The sequence below is a fragment of the Paenibacillus sp. JJ1722 genome, from assembly GCF_048282685.1.
GTDB lineage: Bacteria > Bacillota > Bacilli > Paenibacillales > Paenibacillaceae > Paenibacillus > Paenibacillus polymyxa_B.
Window position 1 is genome coordinate 2,781,956 of record NZ_CP182500.1, and the last position, 16,122, is coordinate 2,798,077.

The 16,122-nt window shown below is 44.2% G+C and carries 12 protein-coding genes; 10 read left to right on the forward strand and 2 right to left on the reverse strand.

The window, feature by feature from the left end; translation table 11 throughout:
• Window positions 1–19: 19 nt before the first annotated feature.
• Window positions 20–2,296, reverse strand: coding sequence for an alpha-galactosidase (locus ACM1ND_RS12455; protein WP_023988564.1), 2,277 nt, complete (start codon window positions 2,294–2,296; stop codon window positions 20–22).
• Window positions 2,297–2,378: 82 nt separating this feature from the next.
• A complete protein-coding gene (locus tag ACM1ND_RS12460; RefSeq protein WP_023988565.1) occupies window positions 2,379–3,365 on the reverse strand; it encodes a LacI family DNA-binding transcriptional regulator in 987 nt (328 codons plus the stop codon).
• Window positions 3,366–3,542: 177 nt separating this feature from the next.
• Here ACM1ND_RS12460 and ACM1ND_RS12465 point away from each other — a divergent pair, with 177 nt between their 5' ends.
• The 10 genes from ACM1ND_RS12465 to ACM1ND_RS12510 all read left to right on the forward strand — a co-directional run bounded on the left by ACM1ND_RS12465 (window position 3,543) and on the right by ACM1ND_RS12510 (window position 16,120).
• Window positions 3,543–5,351: a cache domain-containing sensor histidine kinase gene (locus ACM1ND_RS12465; protein ID WP_076160483.1), complete on the forward strand. Its 1,809-nt coding sequence runs from the start codon at window positions 3,543–3,545 to the stop codon at window positions 5,349–5,351.
• The gene (locus ACM1ND_RS12470; RefSeq protein WP_418027833.1) at window positions 5,344–6,447 is read left to right on the forward strand and encodes a response regulator transcription factor; all 1,104 of its coding nucleotides are present in this window, start codon (window positions 5,344–5,346) and stop codon (window positions 6,445–6,447) included. Before ACM1ND_RS12465 ends, ACM1ND_RS12470 begins: the two co-directional genes overlap by 8 nt.
• Before the next feature lie 197 nt (window positions 6,448–6,644).
• Window positions 6,645–7,946, forward strand: coding sequence for an ABC transporter substrate-binding protein (locus ACM1ND_RS12475; protein WP_028541313.1), 1,302 nt, complete (start codon window positions 6,645–6,647; stop codon window positions 7,944–7,946).
• A gap of 79 nt (window positions 7,947–8,025) precedes the next feature.
• Window positions 8,026–8,904: a carbohydrate ABC transporter permease gene (locus tag ACM1ND_RS12480; protein ID WP_023988569.1), complete on the forward strand. Its 879-nt coding sequence runs from the start codon at window positions 8,026–8,028 to the stop codon at window positions 8,902–8,904.
• A gap of 28 nt (window positions 8,905–8,932) precedes the next feature.
• Complete coding sequence (locus tag ACM1ND_RS12485; RefSeq protein WP_023988570.1) at window positions 8,933–9,775, forward strand: carbohydrate ABC transporter permease; 843 nt, start codon at window positions 8,933–8,935, stop codon at window positions 9,773–9,775.
• Between the two features lie 488 nt (window positions 9,776–10,263).
• Complete coding sequence (locus tag ACM1ND_RS12490; protein ID WP_023988571.1) at window positions 10,264–10,965, forward strand: response regulator transcription factor; 702 nt, start codon at window positions 10,264–10,266, stop codon at window positions 10,963–10,965.
• Entirely contained in the window at window positions 10,962–11,948 is a 987-nt protein-coding gene (locus ACM1ND_RS12495) for a sensor histidine kinase (RefSeq protein ID WP_023988572.1), read from the forward strand. The genes ACM1ND_RS12490 and ACM1ND_RS12495 overlap by 4 nt, the downstream gene beginning before the upstream one ends.
• 101 nt (window positions 11,949–12,049) lie before the next feature.
• Window positions 12,050–12,829 carry an ABC transporter ATP-binding protein gene (locus ACM1ND_RS12500; RefSeq protein WP_023988573.1) on the forward strand — a complete coding sequence of 260 codons (780 nt, stop codon included), beginning with the start codon at window positions 12,050–12,052 and terminating at the stop codon, window positions 12,827–12,829.
• Window positions 12,795–14,807 carry an ABC transporter permease gene (locus tag ACM1ND_RS12505; RefSeq protein WP_418027836.1) on the forward strand — a complete coding sequence of 671 codons (2,013 nt, stop codon included), beginning with the start codon at window positions 12,795–12,797 and terminating at the stop codon, window positions 14,805–14,807. Before ACM1ND_RS12500 ends, ACM1ND_RS12505 begins: the two co-directional genes overlap by 35 nt.
• A 209-nt stretch (window positions 14,808–15,016) precedes the next feature.
• Window positions 15,017–16,120 carry a TolC family protein gene (locus ACM1ND_RS12510; protein ID WP_418027838.1) on the forward strand — a complete coding sequence of 368 codons (1,104 nt, stop codon included), beginning with the start codon at window positions 15,017–15,019 and terminating at the stop codon, window positions 16,118–16,120.
• The last annotated feature ends 2 nt before the right edge of the window (window positions 16,121–16,122 follow it).

Consider the following 16,122-nt stretch of genomic DNA (forward strand, 5'->3'; position numbering starts at 1 on the left):
GTCACTGGCTGGTCCATGATTAGCAGGAGACAGCTTTAAGGCGGAAGGTAGAGCTGGCGAAATCTCCAGTGAGATCGGAGACCACAAGCCCAATTCTCATTAGGCGGTCACCTCCGAAAATTTCTCCATCAAATGCTACGCGGAAGGGGGAACCGTCATCTTCCACTAAGGTATTACCCGTATGGACTGCAGTGTTGCCCGTCGCTCCGTGTTCGATTATATACTTTTTATCTGGGTCAAGTCCTTTTAGAGTTAGTCGCCGGATGGGCCCATTCGGTTCAGCTAGTACACGGAAGTAAGCGACAAAAGCTTCGGACTGGTCCTCGCTAACGAACATCCAGGCCGTGTCGCCTCGGCCCTCAAATGGACTAAGGAGTCGATACATATCTCCTTGCTGTACAAGGGAACGAATTTCCTTATACTGGGCGATTTGTTTGGCAGCGAGCTCCTTTTCTTCATTTGTAAAGGCAGTTAGGTCAAGTTCGTAGCCAAAATTCCCGCTCATTGCCACGTCGCCGCGTATAGCGAGGGAGGTGATTCGCCCCACCTGGTGATTCGGTACATTCGATACGTGTGCGCCCATGGTACTGGCCGGATACACGATGCTTGTGCCATACTGGATAGCCAATCTTTCAATGGCATCAGTATCGTCACTGGTCCATGTCTGCGGCATATAGTAGAGCATTCCGGGATCGAATCGTCCACCGCCTCCGGAACAGCTTTCGAACAAGATGTCCGGGAACTGGGAGGTCAGACGTTCCAACAGATCGTAAAGTCCGAGCATATAACGGTGCGCAGTTTCCTTTTGTCGTTCGCTAGGAGCTGTAGCCGAAGCAATCTCCGTCATATTACGGTTCATGTCCCACTTGACATAAGTAATCGGAGCGATCGAGAATACGGAGCTAAGCGTCTCGTACAAGTAGTCGCATACTTCCTTGCGGGAGAGATCGAGCACCAGTTGGGATCGGCCTTCCGTCCGCCGCCGACCTTCCGCATGCAGGCACCAGTCGGGATGGTTACGATACAATTCACTATCAGGTGATACCATTTCCGGCTCAACCCACAAGCCAAACTGTAATCCTTGTTCATTAACCCGTTTGGCCAGGTCGGCAAGGCCGCCAGGCAGCTTTCGGCGATCTTCAAACCAGTCCCCAAGCGAATTGTCGTCATTGTCGCGCTTACCAAACCAACCGTCATCTAGAACAAAGAGCTCAATTCCAAGGGGGCCTGCTTCCTTGGCAATTGCTTCGATTTTATCGGCGTCGAAGTCGAAATACGTGGCTTCCCAATTGTTCACGAGAATAGGACGCTCTTTGTCACGGTAAGTCCCCCGGCAAAGACGTGTGCGATAGAGTCGGTGATAGGTGCGTGACATGCCCCCAAGACCTTCTTCGGAAAAGACCAATACGGCTTCAGGAGTCTGGAATGACTGACCCGGCTCAAGCCGCCAGGAGAAGTCAAAGGGATTGATTCCGATACTTACACGAGTCTGATTGAACTGCTCTACTTCCGCCTGTGCGACGAAGTTGCTGCTGTAGATTAGACTGAAACCGTACACAGCCCCACGGTCTTCAGTCGCATCAGGACGAAGCAATGCCAGAAAGGGATTCATTTGGTGACTGCTGGAGCCCCGTCTGCTCTCGAGTCGAATGGAACCAGGTCCGAGATCGCGTCGTTGGATATGTCTTTCCCGAACCCAGGCTCCAGGTAAGTAGAGAGCTTGGTAGTTGGAATCGGCGAAGTCGACTGAGGCGCTCATGGCGTGTTCAATATTCATGGTAGCGCTTCCCTTTTGTTCAAAAAGAGTAGACCTCGCAATGGCACTGTGATTCGCAAATACAGTATAGAGCAGTGTAGTCTTAAGCCCAGAGTATGGATCCTCAAGGATCAAACAGAGGGTTGTGGCTTCATCATCCGATTCGGTATAGACGGAAGGAAGTCCCTCGAGCTTTGGTTTACCCGGTTCAATACGGTAACCACTATATTTCAGCTCCGTAGTCCGAGTCCCGTCCGCAAGTGCAACCTGGTAAGCTGGTTGACGAAAGTCGCTTGTTCCATACTGGGGGTATTCCTGTGGAAGCGTGTCCAAAGAAATTGTACGGCTGGAAGAAACGGGAGTGGGAGAGAAGGAGCAACGCTCCCTAAGCTCCAATATACTTGCGAGACTTTGGTCATGATGAAGTTGAGCTCCCCAATAGACATGTGCGGGATATCCTTCTACAAGCTGGATAATATAGCTGCAATCCTTGGACTGCAAATGAAACAAACCAAGCGCCTCGTTAACATGAATGTTCATGATATTCACTCCTTAGGGGGTTATCATTATTGTTTTACGTAAGGATACTGATCAATGACAATAAGTCTCTCAAGTACTGATTTTAGCCTTTTTTGCATGAGCTCTCCCGAATGACAAGCTTAGTCCCGATCACGCTATACGCAGGTGGTTCACGCCCCTCAAACCGTTCAGAGAGCAGTTGCACGGCAGCCTTTCCCATCTGTTCAGGATAGGCACGGACAGTGGTTAGCGGAGGCTGCACGAAGGCTGCCATCTCAATGTCGTCGAAGCCGACAACAGCCATATCCTCTGGTACCTTGACTCCATGTCCATGAAGGGCGCGGAGGGCACCAATAGCGAGCGGATCGCTTGCAGCGAAGCAGGCCGTCGGTCGTTCCTGTTGGGTTAGAAGCTCGTTCATCATGAGATAACCATCCGCGGTACTCCAGGCACCTATACGGACGAATTGAGGATTGTACAACCCCTGTTCCCGCATGAATCGTTCAAAATAATGCGCTCTTCGCTCACCGTCGCTCTTACCGCCGATAAATCCGATTTGTCGGTGGCCAAGCTCAAGTAGATGTCCGAGTGCCTGATCAACAGCTTGCCGGAAATGAAGTCGTACAGAATCATACTCCAGCTGTTCATGGTACTGGTCGACAAGGACAATGGTGTTCTTGTCAGGATGAAGTTTGAATACCTCTTCAGGATCAACGCCGCCCACAACAATCAGACCGTCCGCCTTCTGCAGGGTGCCGATGGATGAGCGGCCTCGCAAGGTCTGGCCCAACGTCAGTCCAAGCTCTTCACAGCGCAGTTCGATTCCACGGCGGATCGAGGCGTAATACGGATCGTCTCTTTCCTCCTCAATAGAACACCACAGCAGGAGGGAGACGGTTTTCCCGGCACGTTCCGTATTCTGCTTTAATTGCCTCAGCCGGGTAGGCTTATACCCGAGTTGCTCGGCAACCAAAAAAATTCTGCTTTTGGTGTCTGGGCTTACGGACAGTGACAGATCGTTATTTAAAACCCTTGAAACGGTTGCGGCAGACACACCCGCTTTGCGGGCAATGTCTTTAATGGTTGCCAAAAGAGCTCACACCTTTTTAGTTAATAATTTTACTAAAAATCGACTTTATCCTAACACATCTTTAAAGCACTTTCAAGATGGACGGTTGAATTTTTTTAACATTATTTTTGATCTACTACTGTAGAGATTGTTTGTGTTAACATGATGAATATTCTCTTGATGACGGAGGGGTCCTAGTTGAATATTCTGTCACTAGCTCGTAAGTGGTTTGGTCGACTTCGCTTTAAAAGCAAGGTTATAACGGTATTTCTTCCGCTAATTATTGTTTCTCTGCTTACTCTTGGACTGTTGTCCAACCAGCTTTTCAGCCGTTCTTTGATAGACCGAACCACCAGCAACGTGGTCGATGAGTCTCAGCTTATCTTGTCTCGGACCGATTACATATTCAGCAGCGTGGAAACAGCGGCCAATATTATGGTGACGAATATTAACCGGATGTATGATTCATACGGTGCCAAACCTGGTACTGCGATGGAGTCTATTCAGTTTGGAAACTTGATGCAGAGCCGCCTATCCATTGATTTGTCAATCTTTCGTGAGGTGGATGCCGCTGTATTTATTGATAATGAAGGGACAATTTTCGCCTCTTATACCGAAAGCGGGGATGATCGCAAGATCTATAGCATGCTTAAGCGGGTAAGGGAATCCGAAAGTTATGGACAGGCACTCTGGTTTGATATGGAGAAGAGGGATTTCCTAACACCAGATCCGAACTCTCCGGTTTTGACGTTGGGGAAGACGGTCATTAATATAGACACGGGCGAACCCTATGGAACCCTTTTTCTGTTAGTGAAGGAAGAAGGTTTGTCCGATTACTTCCGTTCCAGCGATCCGGATGCGCCCAAATCTTATTATTTTTTAGATAACGGAATGCGCGTGGCGGTGGCAGAAGACAATGAGATGCTTATGAATCCGGTGAATCCACAGCTAGGTGAGGCCATCCAACGTTGTGCGCCTAATGCATCCCAAGGAACGTGCTCATTCGAGGATGAGGGCAATCTGGTAACGGTCACTGATTATACCCGGATGGATTGGAAGTTGGTCAATATCGTATCTCTTAGCCTGCTTACGGCTGATGTCCGGCAAAATGTTAGATTGTCGCTCTTAATCGGCGTATTGTGCCTTGTTTTTTCCTGGCTGGGCGCTAGCTTTCTATCCAAAATGGTCGTTAGCCCTCTCGAACATCTGACTAGGGCCATGCGAAAAGTAGTAACTGGTGACTTGCAAGCGGTTACGACAGTCCGCACAGAGGATGAGATCGGTACGATTGCTGAAGCGTTTAACTTTATGGTAAGAAGAGTTCGGGAGCTGCTGGATGAGGTAAGGCAGGAACAGAACCGTAAGCGTGAATATGAGCTCGCACTGATAAGCGCCCAAATTAAACCGCATTTTCTGTACAACACTTTGGATACCATTTATGCACTCAATGAGTTAGATCGTAATGATGAGGCTAGAGATACTACAAAAGCGCTAGCAGATTTTTATCGAATGGTGCTGAACAAGGGACGGGAATTAATTACTTTAGAAAAGGAAGCTCAGATTACTGATGATTACCTGACGATTTTGCAAATCCGTTATCCCGATGTGTTTCGCTATGAAGTGGATATCCCTGCCGAGCTTGCAGGTACACCTATCCCGAAGCTCTCGCTTCAGCCGCTTGTCGAGAATTCGATTTACCATGGTCTTAAGAAGAAAGGAACAAAAGGTTTTATCCGTATTTTTGCCTTTAAACAGGGTGATAAGGTGATCGTTCGGGTGGAGGACAACGGTGTGGGGATGGATGAATTCCAAGTTCAGACTATTATGTCCAGACATTTACCGAAAGAAGGAATACGATCAATCGGTACCTACAGTGTTCAGCAACGACTGAGTCTGTATTTTGGCGAGGAGTATGGGATATCCGTTCAAAGTATTCTCGCGGAGGGAACAACTGTTGACCTGTCGTTGCCGATGCTGCCAAAGGGGAGTGAACACCAAGATGTATAAAGTGATGATTGTCGATGATGAGCCGCTGTTCCGAGACTTTCTGCGTATAAAGATAGATTGGGAAAGTCATGGCTTTCGGGTTTGCTGCGAAGCAAGGAACGGACAGGAAGCACTTCAAGAAGCCGAACGGTATCAGCCGCATCTCGCCCTCGTAGATATCAATATGCCCTTCATTGATGGAATTGAATTAGCCGAGAGGTTGAAAGTCAAGTTCGAACGCATCGTTATTGTATTCATATCTGGACATAACGAATTTGAATACCTACAGAAGGCGGTTCGAACCGGAGTGCAGGATTATTTGTTGAAGCCGTTCAATGCAGAAGAAATGCTCTCGATGTTGGAACGTATTAAGCCGAAACTACCGGTGTTTCTGCAGGAGAGCGAAAGTACCGAGTGGGGTCATGGTAGCGAAGCGTTGCACGGCAGAGCAAGTATGCCTGATTTGGGCCATCTGCGTGATGCAGTCGTGCTAGACCTTCGATTGAAAGACAGTGAAACGTTAGAGGAAGTCCGTAAGGCAATCCAGCAGCTTAGTATATATAGGTGGGGGGATGAATACGCGGACGCGATGCTTATGGGAATCGTATCTCTAGCACTTTCCTTTGCAAGTGAACGAGGCATTCCTTATGATCGGCTATGGGATGAAGGTTTGAACAAGTCTCCTTACGACCGGCTCCGGGAGTTAGATTCCTGGGAGGCTGCTGAAGGATGGATGCTCGCTTTGTACCGCAGGCTGATCCAATTGATGGAGAATATGCACTCTACGAAGGCTTCCAATCTTTTTGCTGCGGCGATCACCTATATCGAGGAGCATTATGCAGACACAGAGTTGTCTGCTGAGCAGGTTTCGTGCGGGGTTTTCGTCGATCCCAGCTATCTGCGGCGCGTCTTCCGCAAGGAGTCCGGCTTCTCCATAGTGGATCATATTACACATATTCGGATGAAGAAGGCTAAGGAGCTCTTACTGAACAGAAATCGGAAGTTGGCGGAAATCGCTGAAAGTGTTGGATACAGTGACCCCAATTATTTCAGCAAATGCTTCAAGAAACGCTTTGGCATGACACCGACTGAATATGAGCAACTCCAAAAAAGGTAGCTCTTGTCCTGCGAGGCAGAACAACATCGATTTAAGCCTGGCGGTTTTCCTATATGGAGAACCGCTGCTCTATTTGTCCCGTTTTTTACTGATTATGCCCGTTTTATTCCTTAATCAAGAAAAGAAGCGGGAGTATACTGTAGTCATGCAAATGAAAGCGCAAACATAAAACACACTGCATAAGGGGGATTAAACAAATGAAAAAAACTTACAGAAGTTGGGGTGCAGCTTTGCTAGTGCTCACCATGTCTATTGGATTGGTCGCTTGTGGCGGAGATAAATCAGCTTCCTCCCAGGGCGGGACGGGAGACACAGCGATCAAATTGAAGGTATATGCGCAGCATTTTGACGCCGATACCACCAAGCCATTCGATTATGCCGTGGAAGAACTCAAAAAGGACATGCCAAACGTTGAGATTGAACTGGATCCTGCCGTTCAGGACGGATACCAGAAGCTAAAGACTTATGCAGCGACAGGAAACATGCCGGACATTTATTTCACGGATTGGCCAACTCTGCAAACTTTAGCAAAATCGAAAAATGTCGAGGTGCTGGACAACTATGAGACAACGGCTAAATTCAAGGAGAATCTTAATCCGGGTGTTGAATCTCGTTTAGTAGCTCCAGATAATCATGTGTATGCTTATCCGGATACAGGCATTGAATTCCAGCTTATCTATTACAACAAGTCGATTTTTGAGAAGGCGGGGATCGAAACGCCGATTAGGACGATTGATCAAATGGGCGAAGCAGCTAAAAAGTTGAAAGCTGCAGGTTATGTGCCCATGTCGATCTTTGCCAAGGAAAAGTGGATTACGACTGCTTTTTATAATGGGCTGGTCACAAGAGAGCAGCCACAAGGATTCGGAGCACTTGATCAGAAAGGTGTAAAAGCATTGCCAGAAGCGTTTGTAACGGCAGCACAGCAGATGAAGCAATTGCAGCAAGCCGGATTGTTCGACGCAAATGCCACGAACACCAATTATGATCAGGCATCGTCCCTGTTCTATCAGGGAAAGGCTGCCATGTTTGTGAACGGACAATGGGAAATTTACAGTTCACAGGAAAAGCTGGGCGACCAGGTCGACTGGATGTACTGGCCAGCAAAGGATGAAGCAACCTACGAGAAGTCCAAATATTTTATCGACGGTGCAGGTTCGCCACAGGGTTACGCAGTATCGTCGAGTAGCGAGAACAAGGAAACTGCCGTAAAGGTAGCAGCATTCCTTGCGACAAAGTCAGCCGAGTACAAATATACCCAACTCGGAAGTCCTATCGTTTCGCCGAAAGTGGATAAGCAAATCGCCTCCAATGTTCCAGCAATGATGCAGCGAGTCGCCAAAGAGTTGCTGCCAAACGCCAAGGAATATGCTCAGCTTCTGAGCAATACCAAAATTCAGAACACAATCAATGACAATACCCAGAATCTGATGGTGGACAACTTTTTGGTAGAGGGTTTTGTGAACAATCTGAACAGTACATTGGAGAAAGAAAACTGATAATCCAGGGACAAGCAACCTCTGGCGACATAAGTCGCTGGGGGGGAGCCGTCCCGAAAATAAGGGGTGGAAGCAACACATGAATAAATATTTGGGGAACAAACCGGCGCTGGCACTGTTTCTGCTCCCTGCTTTGATCCTGTACAGTGTGATCCTGATTTATCCTGTTCTGCAGACCGTTCTTCGTAGCTTTTATGAATGGGATGGCCTTAGTACGCCGATCTTTTCGGGATTGAGTAATTACCGGGAGCTCTTTTCCGATCCTTTACTTTCCACTTCGCTTAAGAACGGATTGATATTTGCAATTGTACTGGTGGTCTTTCAGATTGGACTGGGAACGCTATTGGCGCTGATTTGTGCAGACCCGCGTACACGCGGGCGGAAAATACTGAAAACGGCTTATTTTATTCCGGTTGTTCTGTCGGTAACTGTGGTGTGCCAGCTGTGGATCGCCATTTACGACCCGACCAACGGACTGATCAACCGGCTGTTCGATCTTTTGAATATCTCGTATCAGCAAAATTGGCTGAGCTCCCCGACAGCATCAATTATTGCCATCGCCTTTGTTAATGCCTGGCAGTTTATGGGGTATCAATTCGCGCTGCTATATGCAGGGGTTAAGTCAGTACCTGAGGACTACTTTGAAGCCGCCACGATTGACGGTTGCAGCAAATGGAGAGCGCATCTGCATGTTACACTTCCTCTGATGAGGGAAACGTACAAATTCTGCTTCATTATCGCGATTACCTCTGGGATAGGCGCCTTTGTGCAGATGCTGATTATGACCAACGGGGGACCTGGTACTACAAATTATACAATGACATTCATGATTTACCGCTATGCTTTTATGGAGAGCAACTATGGCTATGCGTGTGCTGTATCTGTGCTGCTTGTACTGATCTCGCTGCTGGCAACTTTAGTTATCAATAAGCTGTTCGATCGCGGACAAACCGCCTGATGAGGTGCGTATTGAAAAGGAGAACGAAATGAGTAAAACCGCTGTGAGCAAGTTCAGACAAGCTGTCCTGCAGATACCGCTGTGGTTGTATGTGATTGTTTCGATTTATCCGTTGTTCTGGATGGTTTCCTACTCGTTGAAGAACAATGATGAGATCTTTGTTACCAACCCATTCGGACTACCAACGCATTTTCGTTACGAAAATTACATCAATGCTTGGACGCAATTTAATATTCCTCGTTACTTTCTAAACAGTCTGGTCGTATCAACGATTTCGACTCTGTTCATCCTTTTATTGGCACTGATGTTTGCCTTTGCAGTGGCTCGCATGAGATGGAGGTTTCGTTCTGCTGTCCGAACTTATATGATCATAGGAATGTTTATGCCGCTACAGGTTATTATGATACCGCTGGCGATTCTGGTTCGCGATTTTCATCTTACGAATACGTATGGAGCTCTTATTCTTCCCTATATCGCAATTGGCCTTCCTTTCTCGTCAATGATTTTCTATGGGTTCCTGGCAGGAATTCCTAAGGAGATTGAAGAGGCGGCATGTATGGATGGAGCTAATATTTATAGACTGTTCCTGAAAATCATTATGCCGCTTGCAATGCCTGCAATTGCAACTGTAGCCATTTTTCAGTTCTTGAACAACTGGAATGAGTTCACTTTAGCCTATATTCTGATTTCTGATGAGGATATGAAGACCTTGCCGCTAGGCTTGCTTTTCTTCCAGGGCTCCTACAGCACGGATTGGGGGGCCATGGGAGCTGTTATGACTATCGCTTCCCTGCCGATGGTACTAGTCTATCTGTTCTTGAGTGAACAAGTGGAACGGGCAATGACGGTGGGTTCCGCTGTAAAAGGATAGAAAGGATAAAATGCCCGGCTAGAGAATCAGAAAAAAGATTCTCTAGCCGGGCATTTTTGTTATGTACATACGCTAGTTTAATCTGACGATGGTTTGTGGCTAATCAGAAACCTTACAACAAAATAAAGGTTTTTGTAAGTTTCAACTGTTGTTCATTATGTAGAAGCTGTTATGCTGGTAAACAGCTAGGCAAGGAAAGAAGTGAGAAGATTTTGAAAGATCCAAAGCAAAGTTTCAATGAAACATTAAAAATTCCTAAAAGAACCATTATAACAGTCACCGTTATCGTTATTATAATTATATTGTTAATCACTCTGGTGCTCGGCACCATGCATATTATTCGGGATTCAATATACACCACCATGAAAACCTCCTAAATCTACAACCAAGGGGGTTAGATTGTTGTTATTGCTTGAACGATCGAATAAAGGCATTATATAGAGAAATCAGTTGTTAAAAATTCAAGCACTAAGAAGGTAGAAAACACGATGCAAAAGATATTAATAGTAGAGGATGATCCTCAAATCAGTTCCTTGCTCCAATCCTATCTTGAGAAATATGGTTATCAAGGGATTAACGTTTCAAATTTTGATCAAGTTCTGGCTATCTTTCAAGAGGTAAAGCCTGATTTGGTACTACTTGATGTGAATCTACCTCGCTTTGATGGATTTTATTGGTGCAGGCAAATACGGACTCAGTCTACATGTCCCATCCTTTTTGTGTCTGCACGCGATGATAAAATGGATCAGGTCATTGCTTTGCAAAACGGAGCAGATGATTACATTACGAAACCATTTTATCCCGAAGTACTGTTAGCCAAAGTAGAAAGCAATCTGCGACGTGCCTATGGCTCTTATGCTGTTGCCCCAAAATCACGTTCCTTAAAAGTGGCAGATTTGACGCTATATCCCGATATTATGGAACTTGTATTCCATGACAAGCAGGTAGAAATTAGCCAGAAGGAAGCAGCACTGCTAGAGCTATTGATGACGTATCCTAAGCAGGTTGTGGGTAGAGTTCATCTCTTAGAGGCTTTATGGGATGATCACCAATATGTGGGCGAAAACACACTGAATGTTTATGTCACTCGGGTCCGCAAAAAGCTGAGTGAGCTGGGACTAGGGGATATCATAGAGACGGTTAGAGGGGCTGGCTATCGGCTTCACTTGAGTGAGGAGGAAGAACGGTGAAGCTTTTTTGGCGTGACCATTTTTCGCTGGTGATTTTTAATATCATCCAACTTTTTCTTGTGTTAAGTATCTATTGGATGGATGGTTACCGCAACTGGTCGACGGCCCTGTATTCCGTCTTTTTTGGGGCCTCCATATTGCTGGTTTATTTGCTCTTCCGGTATGTCATGTACTCTGGTTTATATCGCATATTATCCACTGCAAACATTAGAGATTTAGATGAGCTTATTCAGATGAAGGTACTTAATCCGTTAGCCTCTTCTTTGCAACATTTGCTTTTACAATATTATCGATTGTATCAGTCCCGAATTCATCAGTTAGAGCATCAGCAGCGCGATCATATTACGTTTATCAATCAGTGGGTTCACCAGATGAAAACTCCTCTTTCTGTTATTCATTTAATCCTTAAAGGAAAAATAGATCCCGAATCGGATCAGATACACGATGAGATTGATCGAATGGGAAAAGGACTGGACATGATTTTGTATATGTCACGATTGGAATCCTTTGAACCTGACTTTCATGTGGAGCCTGTTGTATTACGAAAACTGGTTAGTGATGTGATTTATGATAACAAAAGATTATTGATTCGCAACGAAATTTATCCTTCCAATGAAGTGGACGAGCAGTTGAGTGTGATTACCGATGCCAAGTGGCTAAGATTCATAATTAACCAATTGGTGACCAATGCGGTGAAATACTCTTCAGGTCATGCCCACAGTCTGAAACTAATGTCTGACGTAAGAGAGCATGTCATTGTGTTGGAAGTACAGGATGAGGGGATTGGTATCCCTAAAAAAGATGTAGAACGGGTATTTGAGGCTTATTATACAGGTGAAAATGGGCGGAAGTATCGTGAATCAACCGGGATGGGACTCTATTTGGTGTCTGAAATCTGCAAAAGACTGAATCATGATATTCAACTGAAATCGACAGTTGGTGAAGGGACAACGGTTCAAATCCTGTTTTCAATTCACAAATGAGAAACCTTACAACACATTTAAGGTTTTTGTAATGTTAATCGATCGCTTCACTTGTCTGGATGGATTATGATCATAACATAGAAAAAGGAAAGGAATGAATTATGGAGATTGTACGAATGGATCAAGTCACCAAAATATATTATGGCAAGGTTCCCTACCGAGCCCTTAACAACATCCATTTAACGATCAAACAAGGTGAGTTTGTTGGTATTATGGGGCCGTCTGGTAGTGGGAAGACCACATTATTAAACATGATTTCGACCATTGATATGCCGACTTCTGGCGAGGTTTGCATTAAAGGGGAAAATCTAAATCAGCTCAAGAAGGATAAGCTGGCTTTATTTCGTCGCAAAGAGCTGGGACTTGTATTTCAGGACTTTAATTTGCTGGAAACCCTCACTTTGGGAGAGAACATACTGTTTCCTCTGATGCTGAATAAAAAAGGATTAAAGGAAATGGAGCTTAAACTGGAAGAGGTAGCGAAGAAACTGGATATTTTTGATGTTTTGGATAAACGGCCTTATGAGGTGTCAGGGGGACAAAAGCAACGGGCAGCCATTGGTAGGGCTATTATTCACTCTCCTTCACTCCTGCTCGCAGATGAACCCACTGGAAATCTCGATTCCAAGTCTTCACGTGTTGTGATGGAAATGCTGGGACTTATCCACCGTGTAGATTATTCCACAATCGTGCTGGTAACACACGGTGCAATGGAAGCCAGTTATTGTGATCGGGTAATTTTTATAAAAGATGGTGAGTTATATAATGAAATCCACCGTAGTCATAGTCAGCAAATATTTTTTCAGGAAATCATAGATATGCTCTCCTTTTTGGGGGGAAGTAGACATGCACATGAGCTTTCGTCTGTTAGCATGGAATAATCTCAAACGCAATGTACGTGCTTATGTACCTTATTATTTAAGCAGCTCATTGATGATTTCGATTTTTTTCGTATATGCGATATTTATTTTTCACCCGGATGTCTCAAATGCAATCACAGCAGCTAATGTAAAAAAAGGATTACAAGTTGCTGATCTGTTGATTTTTGTATTTTCCTTTTTTTTCGTATTATACACAAACCATATCTTTGTTGCTGCACGTAAGAAAGAATTGGGTATACTGACCATTTTAGGGACACATCACAGACAAATTTATTTTTTGGTGGCATATGAAAATCTAATTATAGGTTTTTTATCCTTGGTTACTGGGATTATCGGAGGATTTATTTCAGCGAAATTCTTTCTGCTTTTGGGCTCCAATGTCATAGGAATGTATTTAACGTTTTATTTTCCTTGGAAAGCACTGGCTTTCACAGGAATTGGCTTTATGTTTTTGTTTATATTGATCTCACTTGTGTCTGTTTTCTTCATACGCCATTTTAAATTACAGCAGCTTTTTAACAAGGTTCCACAGCTCAAAAAGGAATTAAAGGCTTCATGGAGTCTTTCCTTTCTTGCAATAGCGTTAATAGGAGCGGCTGTATATTTAATGAAGCTTGATTTTCCACCATACATTTATCTGGCACCGTATCGTTTAGGGACTCTTTCTTTTTATATATTGCACTATTCGGTTGGAGACACATTTAAATACACAATTGTAATGGGGTTTATTGGTACTTACTTATTTTATACTCAATTATGTATACTATTCATTCAACTGCTTAGAGCTAACAGGAAATGGTCTTGGAGCGGAACACGTTTGTTATGGTTATCTGAGATCACATACAAAATTAGGAATAATGCCGGGCTGTTTTCATTGATTACCTTAATTTCTATCATTTCCTGTGTAGGAGCAGCGTCAACTTTTGACTCCATGCAGCAGCAAAAAAGATTTCTAAGGGAGCAATCTTATTCATTTGCACTTTCTTCTGATGTAGTAAGTTCTAGAGAGCTTGAAAAAGAGATTGACCAAAATCTTTATACGGCTGGGGTAGATTATTCGAAAAGTGAAATACTGATCTTTCCCTTTCGTGAACAGTTCGCACCTGTGATGAAACAATCCAACTATGAAGCTCTTATTTCCAGGTTTAAGGAACTAAAACAGACAGCCGCACTTCGGGATCATCAAGGCTTTTTCATTTTTGATTCTAATGGAATGTCTTTAGAAGAACAGAAAACCTTTTTTGAAAAAAAGCTAACTTACAATCAAGGAAAATCTCAGATTATGAATATTCAGATTATGGATACTCAGAAGATAGACCACAGCATAAAGTTTGTTGAAAACATCATCTCTGAACTAGGAAGGTTACTTGTTGTTTCAGATCGAACTTACGACCATTTAGTTGAACAACGGTACTTCAATGTTCCATTAGCATACAAATCTGTTTATTATTTTGTGCCAAAATGGAAGAATGGTCAACTTTCATTAGAAACTTCTGAAACTCAACAGGAGATATGGTTGTATTCCGTGTTGGCCAACAAGGTGAATAAAGGGGTACTTAACTCTAGAGCAGTGGATTATTTGACATCGGAGATGGATCTGAATATTAGTGAATTTATTGGCGGATTTATCGCCATTATTATGTTGGCAAGCACTGTAAGTCTGTTGTATTTCAGATTGTATGTAGATCTTCAACGGGATGAGGAAATATACCGAGCTTTATCGAAAATCGGATTAAACTCAAGGGAAATGAGACGAGCTGCATCCAGACAAATTGCTTTCCTATTTCTTCTGCCATTAGTCGTATCATCCGTAGGAGTAGTGCTTTGTTTATTTATGTCAGAACCATCTGGAATAAATGTAGCACCCTTTCATCTTACGCTTATTCAGATTATGCTTTGCTTTTGGGCAATCCAATTCTTTTCCTTTCTTATTGTACGTTTCCTGTACCTTCGTCAATTGGATTTAAAGATGCTGTAAAGAGCGATAAGCCGTGTGTGAAAGAATAGCAGGAGGGCAGGATTATACCTCCCTTCTGGAATCTGCACGGATGATAGAAGATGCAGTTCTCAATTCACGACATCCTTGATGGGGAGTTGTGCAAAGAAATTGTAATGAAGAGGAAGAATAAAAATTCATATAACAACGTATTTATTATACTTGATGAAACTTAGAAAGAGGGGGGTTCTATGAAAAAACGTATGTTCATTTTATTGTTGTTGGCCTTATCGGCCAGTTCTTTTTCAGAGTCCTTTGTTCATGCAGAGCAGCAGCAGGTTTCCAATGCAAGTGTGAAAATAACACTGAGTCAAGCACAGCAATGGGCACGATCTAATAGCTTTAGCTTGAAGGAGGCTCAGCAAGCGATAGATCGTAACCGGATTAACCTAAAAAATGCAGGTAAGAATCTGGATTTCATCCCAGCAGGTGCGGGCAACGGTGAAGAGGACGCGGCTAGTAGTTCAGCCTGGAAAGGGTATGCCTCATCGACGGTTTCTTATTTGGAATCCAAAAAGCAAATCGAACTTGCCCAAGATCAGGCGGATTACTCTGCAATGAAGAATTATTATGACGTACTTCTAGCTGAAAACAAAGTAAAGAGCAGTGAGGATGCACTTTCGCTCGCACTACTGGAAGAAAAAGCTGCTGAAGCGAAGGCCAAACGCGGGAAAATTTCTCCAGGTGATCAAAGTACGATTATTCAGACTCGACTAGAAGCACAAAAGAATGTAGAGATTGCAAAAGCTGCGCTTCGAAAAGCGATGGATTCACTAAATACGCAAATGGGGCAACCTCAAGGTACGGTGTATGAACTGGTTGATCGACCTGTTTACCGGAAGATGGATAACACGAATTTAGATACGCTGGTGACGCGTGCAATCTCGGCGAGTCCTTCGGTATGGAGGCAGGAGGAGGCTGTCAAGCTGGCAAAGATGGAAATTAAATATTACACGTGGAACTCGGGAACTGACGATTATGAAATTAAACAGATTGATGTAGACTCAGCGGAAGGCGGATTGGAAAATACCAAGGATCAATTAGCAGAAACACTGAAGAATATGTACTTTAACTTACAGCAGAGTTATGAACAATACGAACAAATGCAAAGTAATCTACAGAACGCCAATAAAGTATTAGATATATCTCGTAAAAAAAAGGAACGAGGATTTGCTACAGGTACGGAGGTAGCCACGAATCAGTTAAAAGTGAAGCAAATTGAACGGAATAAGGATGAACTAATTGTTCAAATAACGCTGCTGCAACATGCTTTAAACAAACCGTGGAGCGTATAGGT

Excerpts from the sequence above, each read along its gene's own strand:
- ACM1ND_RS12455 (WP_023988564.1), bottom strand. The coding sequence starts at position 2,296 with ATGAACATTCATGTTAACGAGGCGCTTGGTTTGTTTCATTTGCAGTCC.
- ACM1ND_RS12470 (WP_418027833.1), top strand. The coding sequence starts at position 5,344 with ATGTATAAAGTGATGATTGTCGATGATGAGCCGCTGTTCCGAGACTTT.
- ACM1ND_RS12475 (WP_028541313.1), top strand. The coding sequence starts at position 6,645 with ATGAAAAAAACTTACAGAAGTTGGGGTGCAGCTTTGCTAGTGCTCACC.
- ACM1ND_RS12480 (WP_023988569.1), top strand. The coding sequence starts at position 8,026 with ATGAATAAATATTTGGGGAACAAACCGGCGCTGGCACTGTTTCTGCTC.
- ACM1ND_RS12485 (WP_023988570.1), top strand. The coding sequence starts at position 8,933 with ATGAGTAAAACCGCTGTGAGCAAGTTCAGACAAGCTGTCCTGCAGATA.
- ACM1ND_RS12490 (WP_023988571.1), top strand. The coding sequence starts at position 10,264 with ATGCAAAAGATATTAATAGTAGAGGATGATCCTCAAATCAGTTCCTTG.
- ACM1ND_RS12500 (WP_023988573.1), top strand. The coding sequence starts at position 12,050 with ATGGAGATTGTACGAATGGATCAAGTCACCAAAATATATTATGGCAAG.
- ACM1ND_RS12505 (WP_418027836.1), top strand. The coding sequence starts at position 12,795 with ATGCACATGAGCTTTCGTCTGTTAGCATGGAATAATCTCAAACGCAAT.
- ACM1ND_RS12510 (WP_418027838.1), top strand. The coding sequence starts at position 15,017 with ATGAAAAAACGTATGTTCATTTTATTGTTGTTGGCCTTATCGGCCAGT.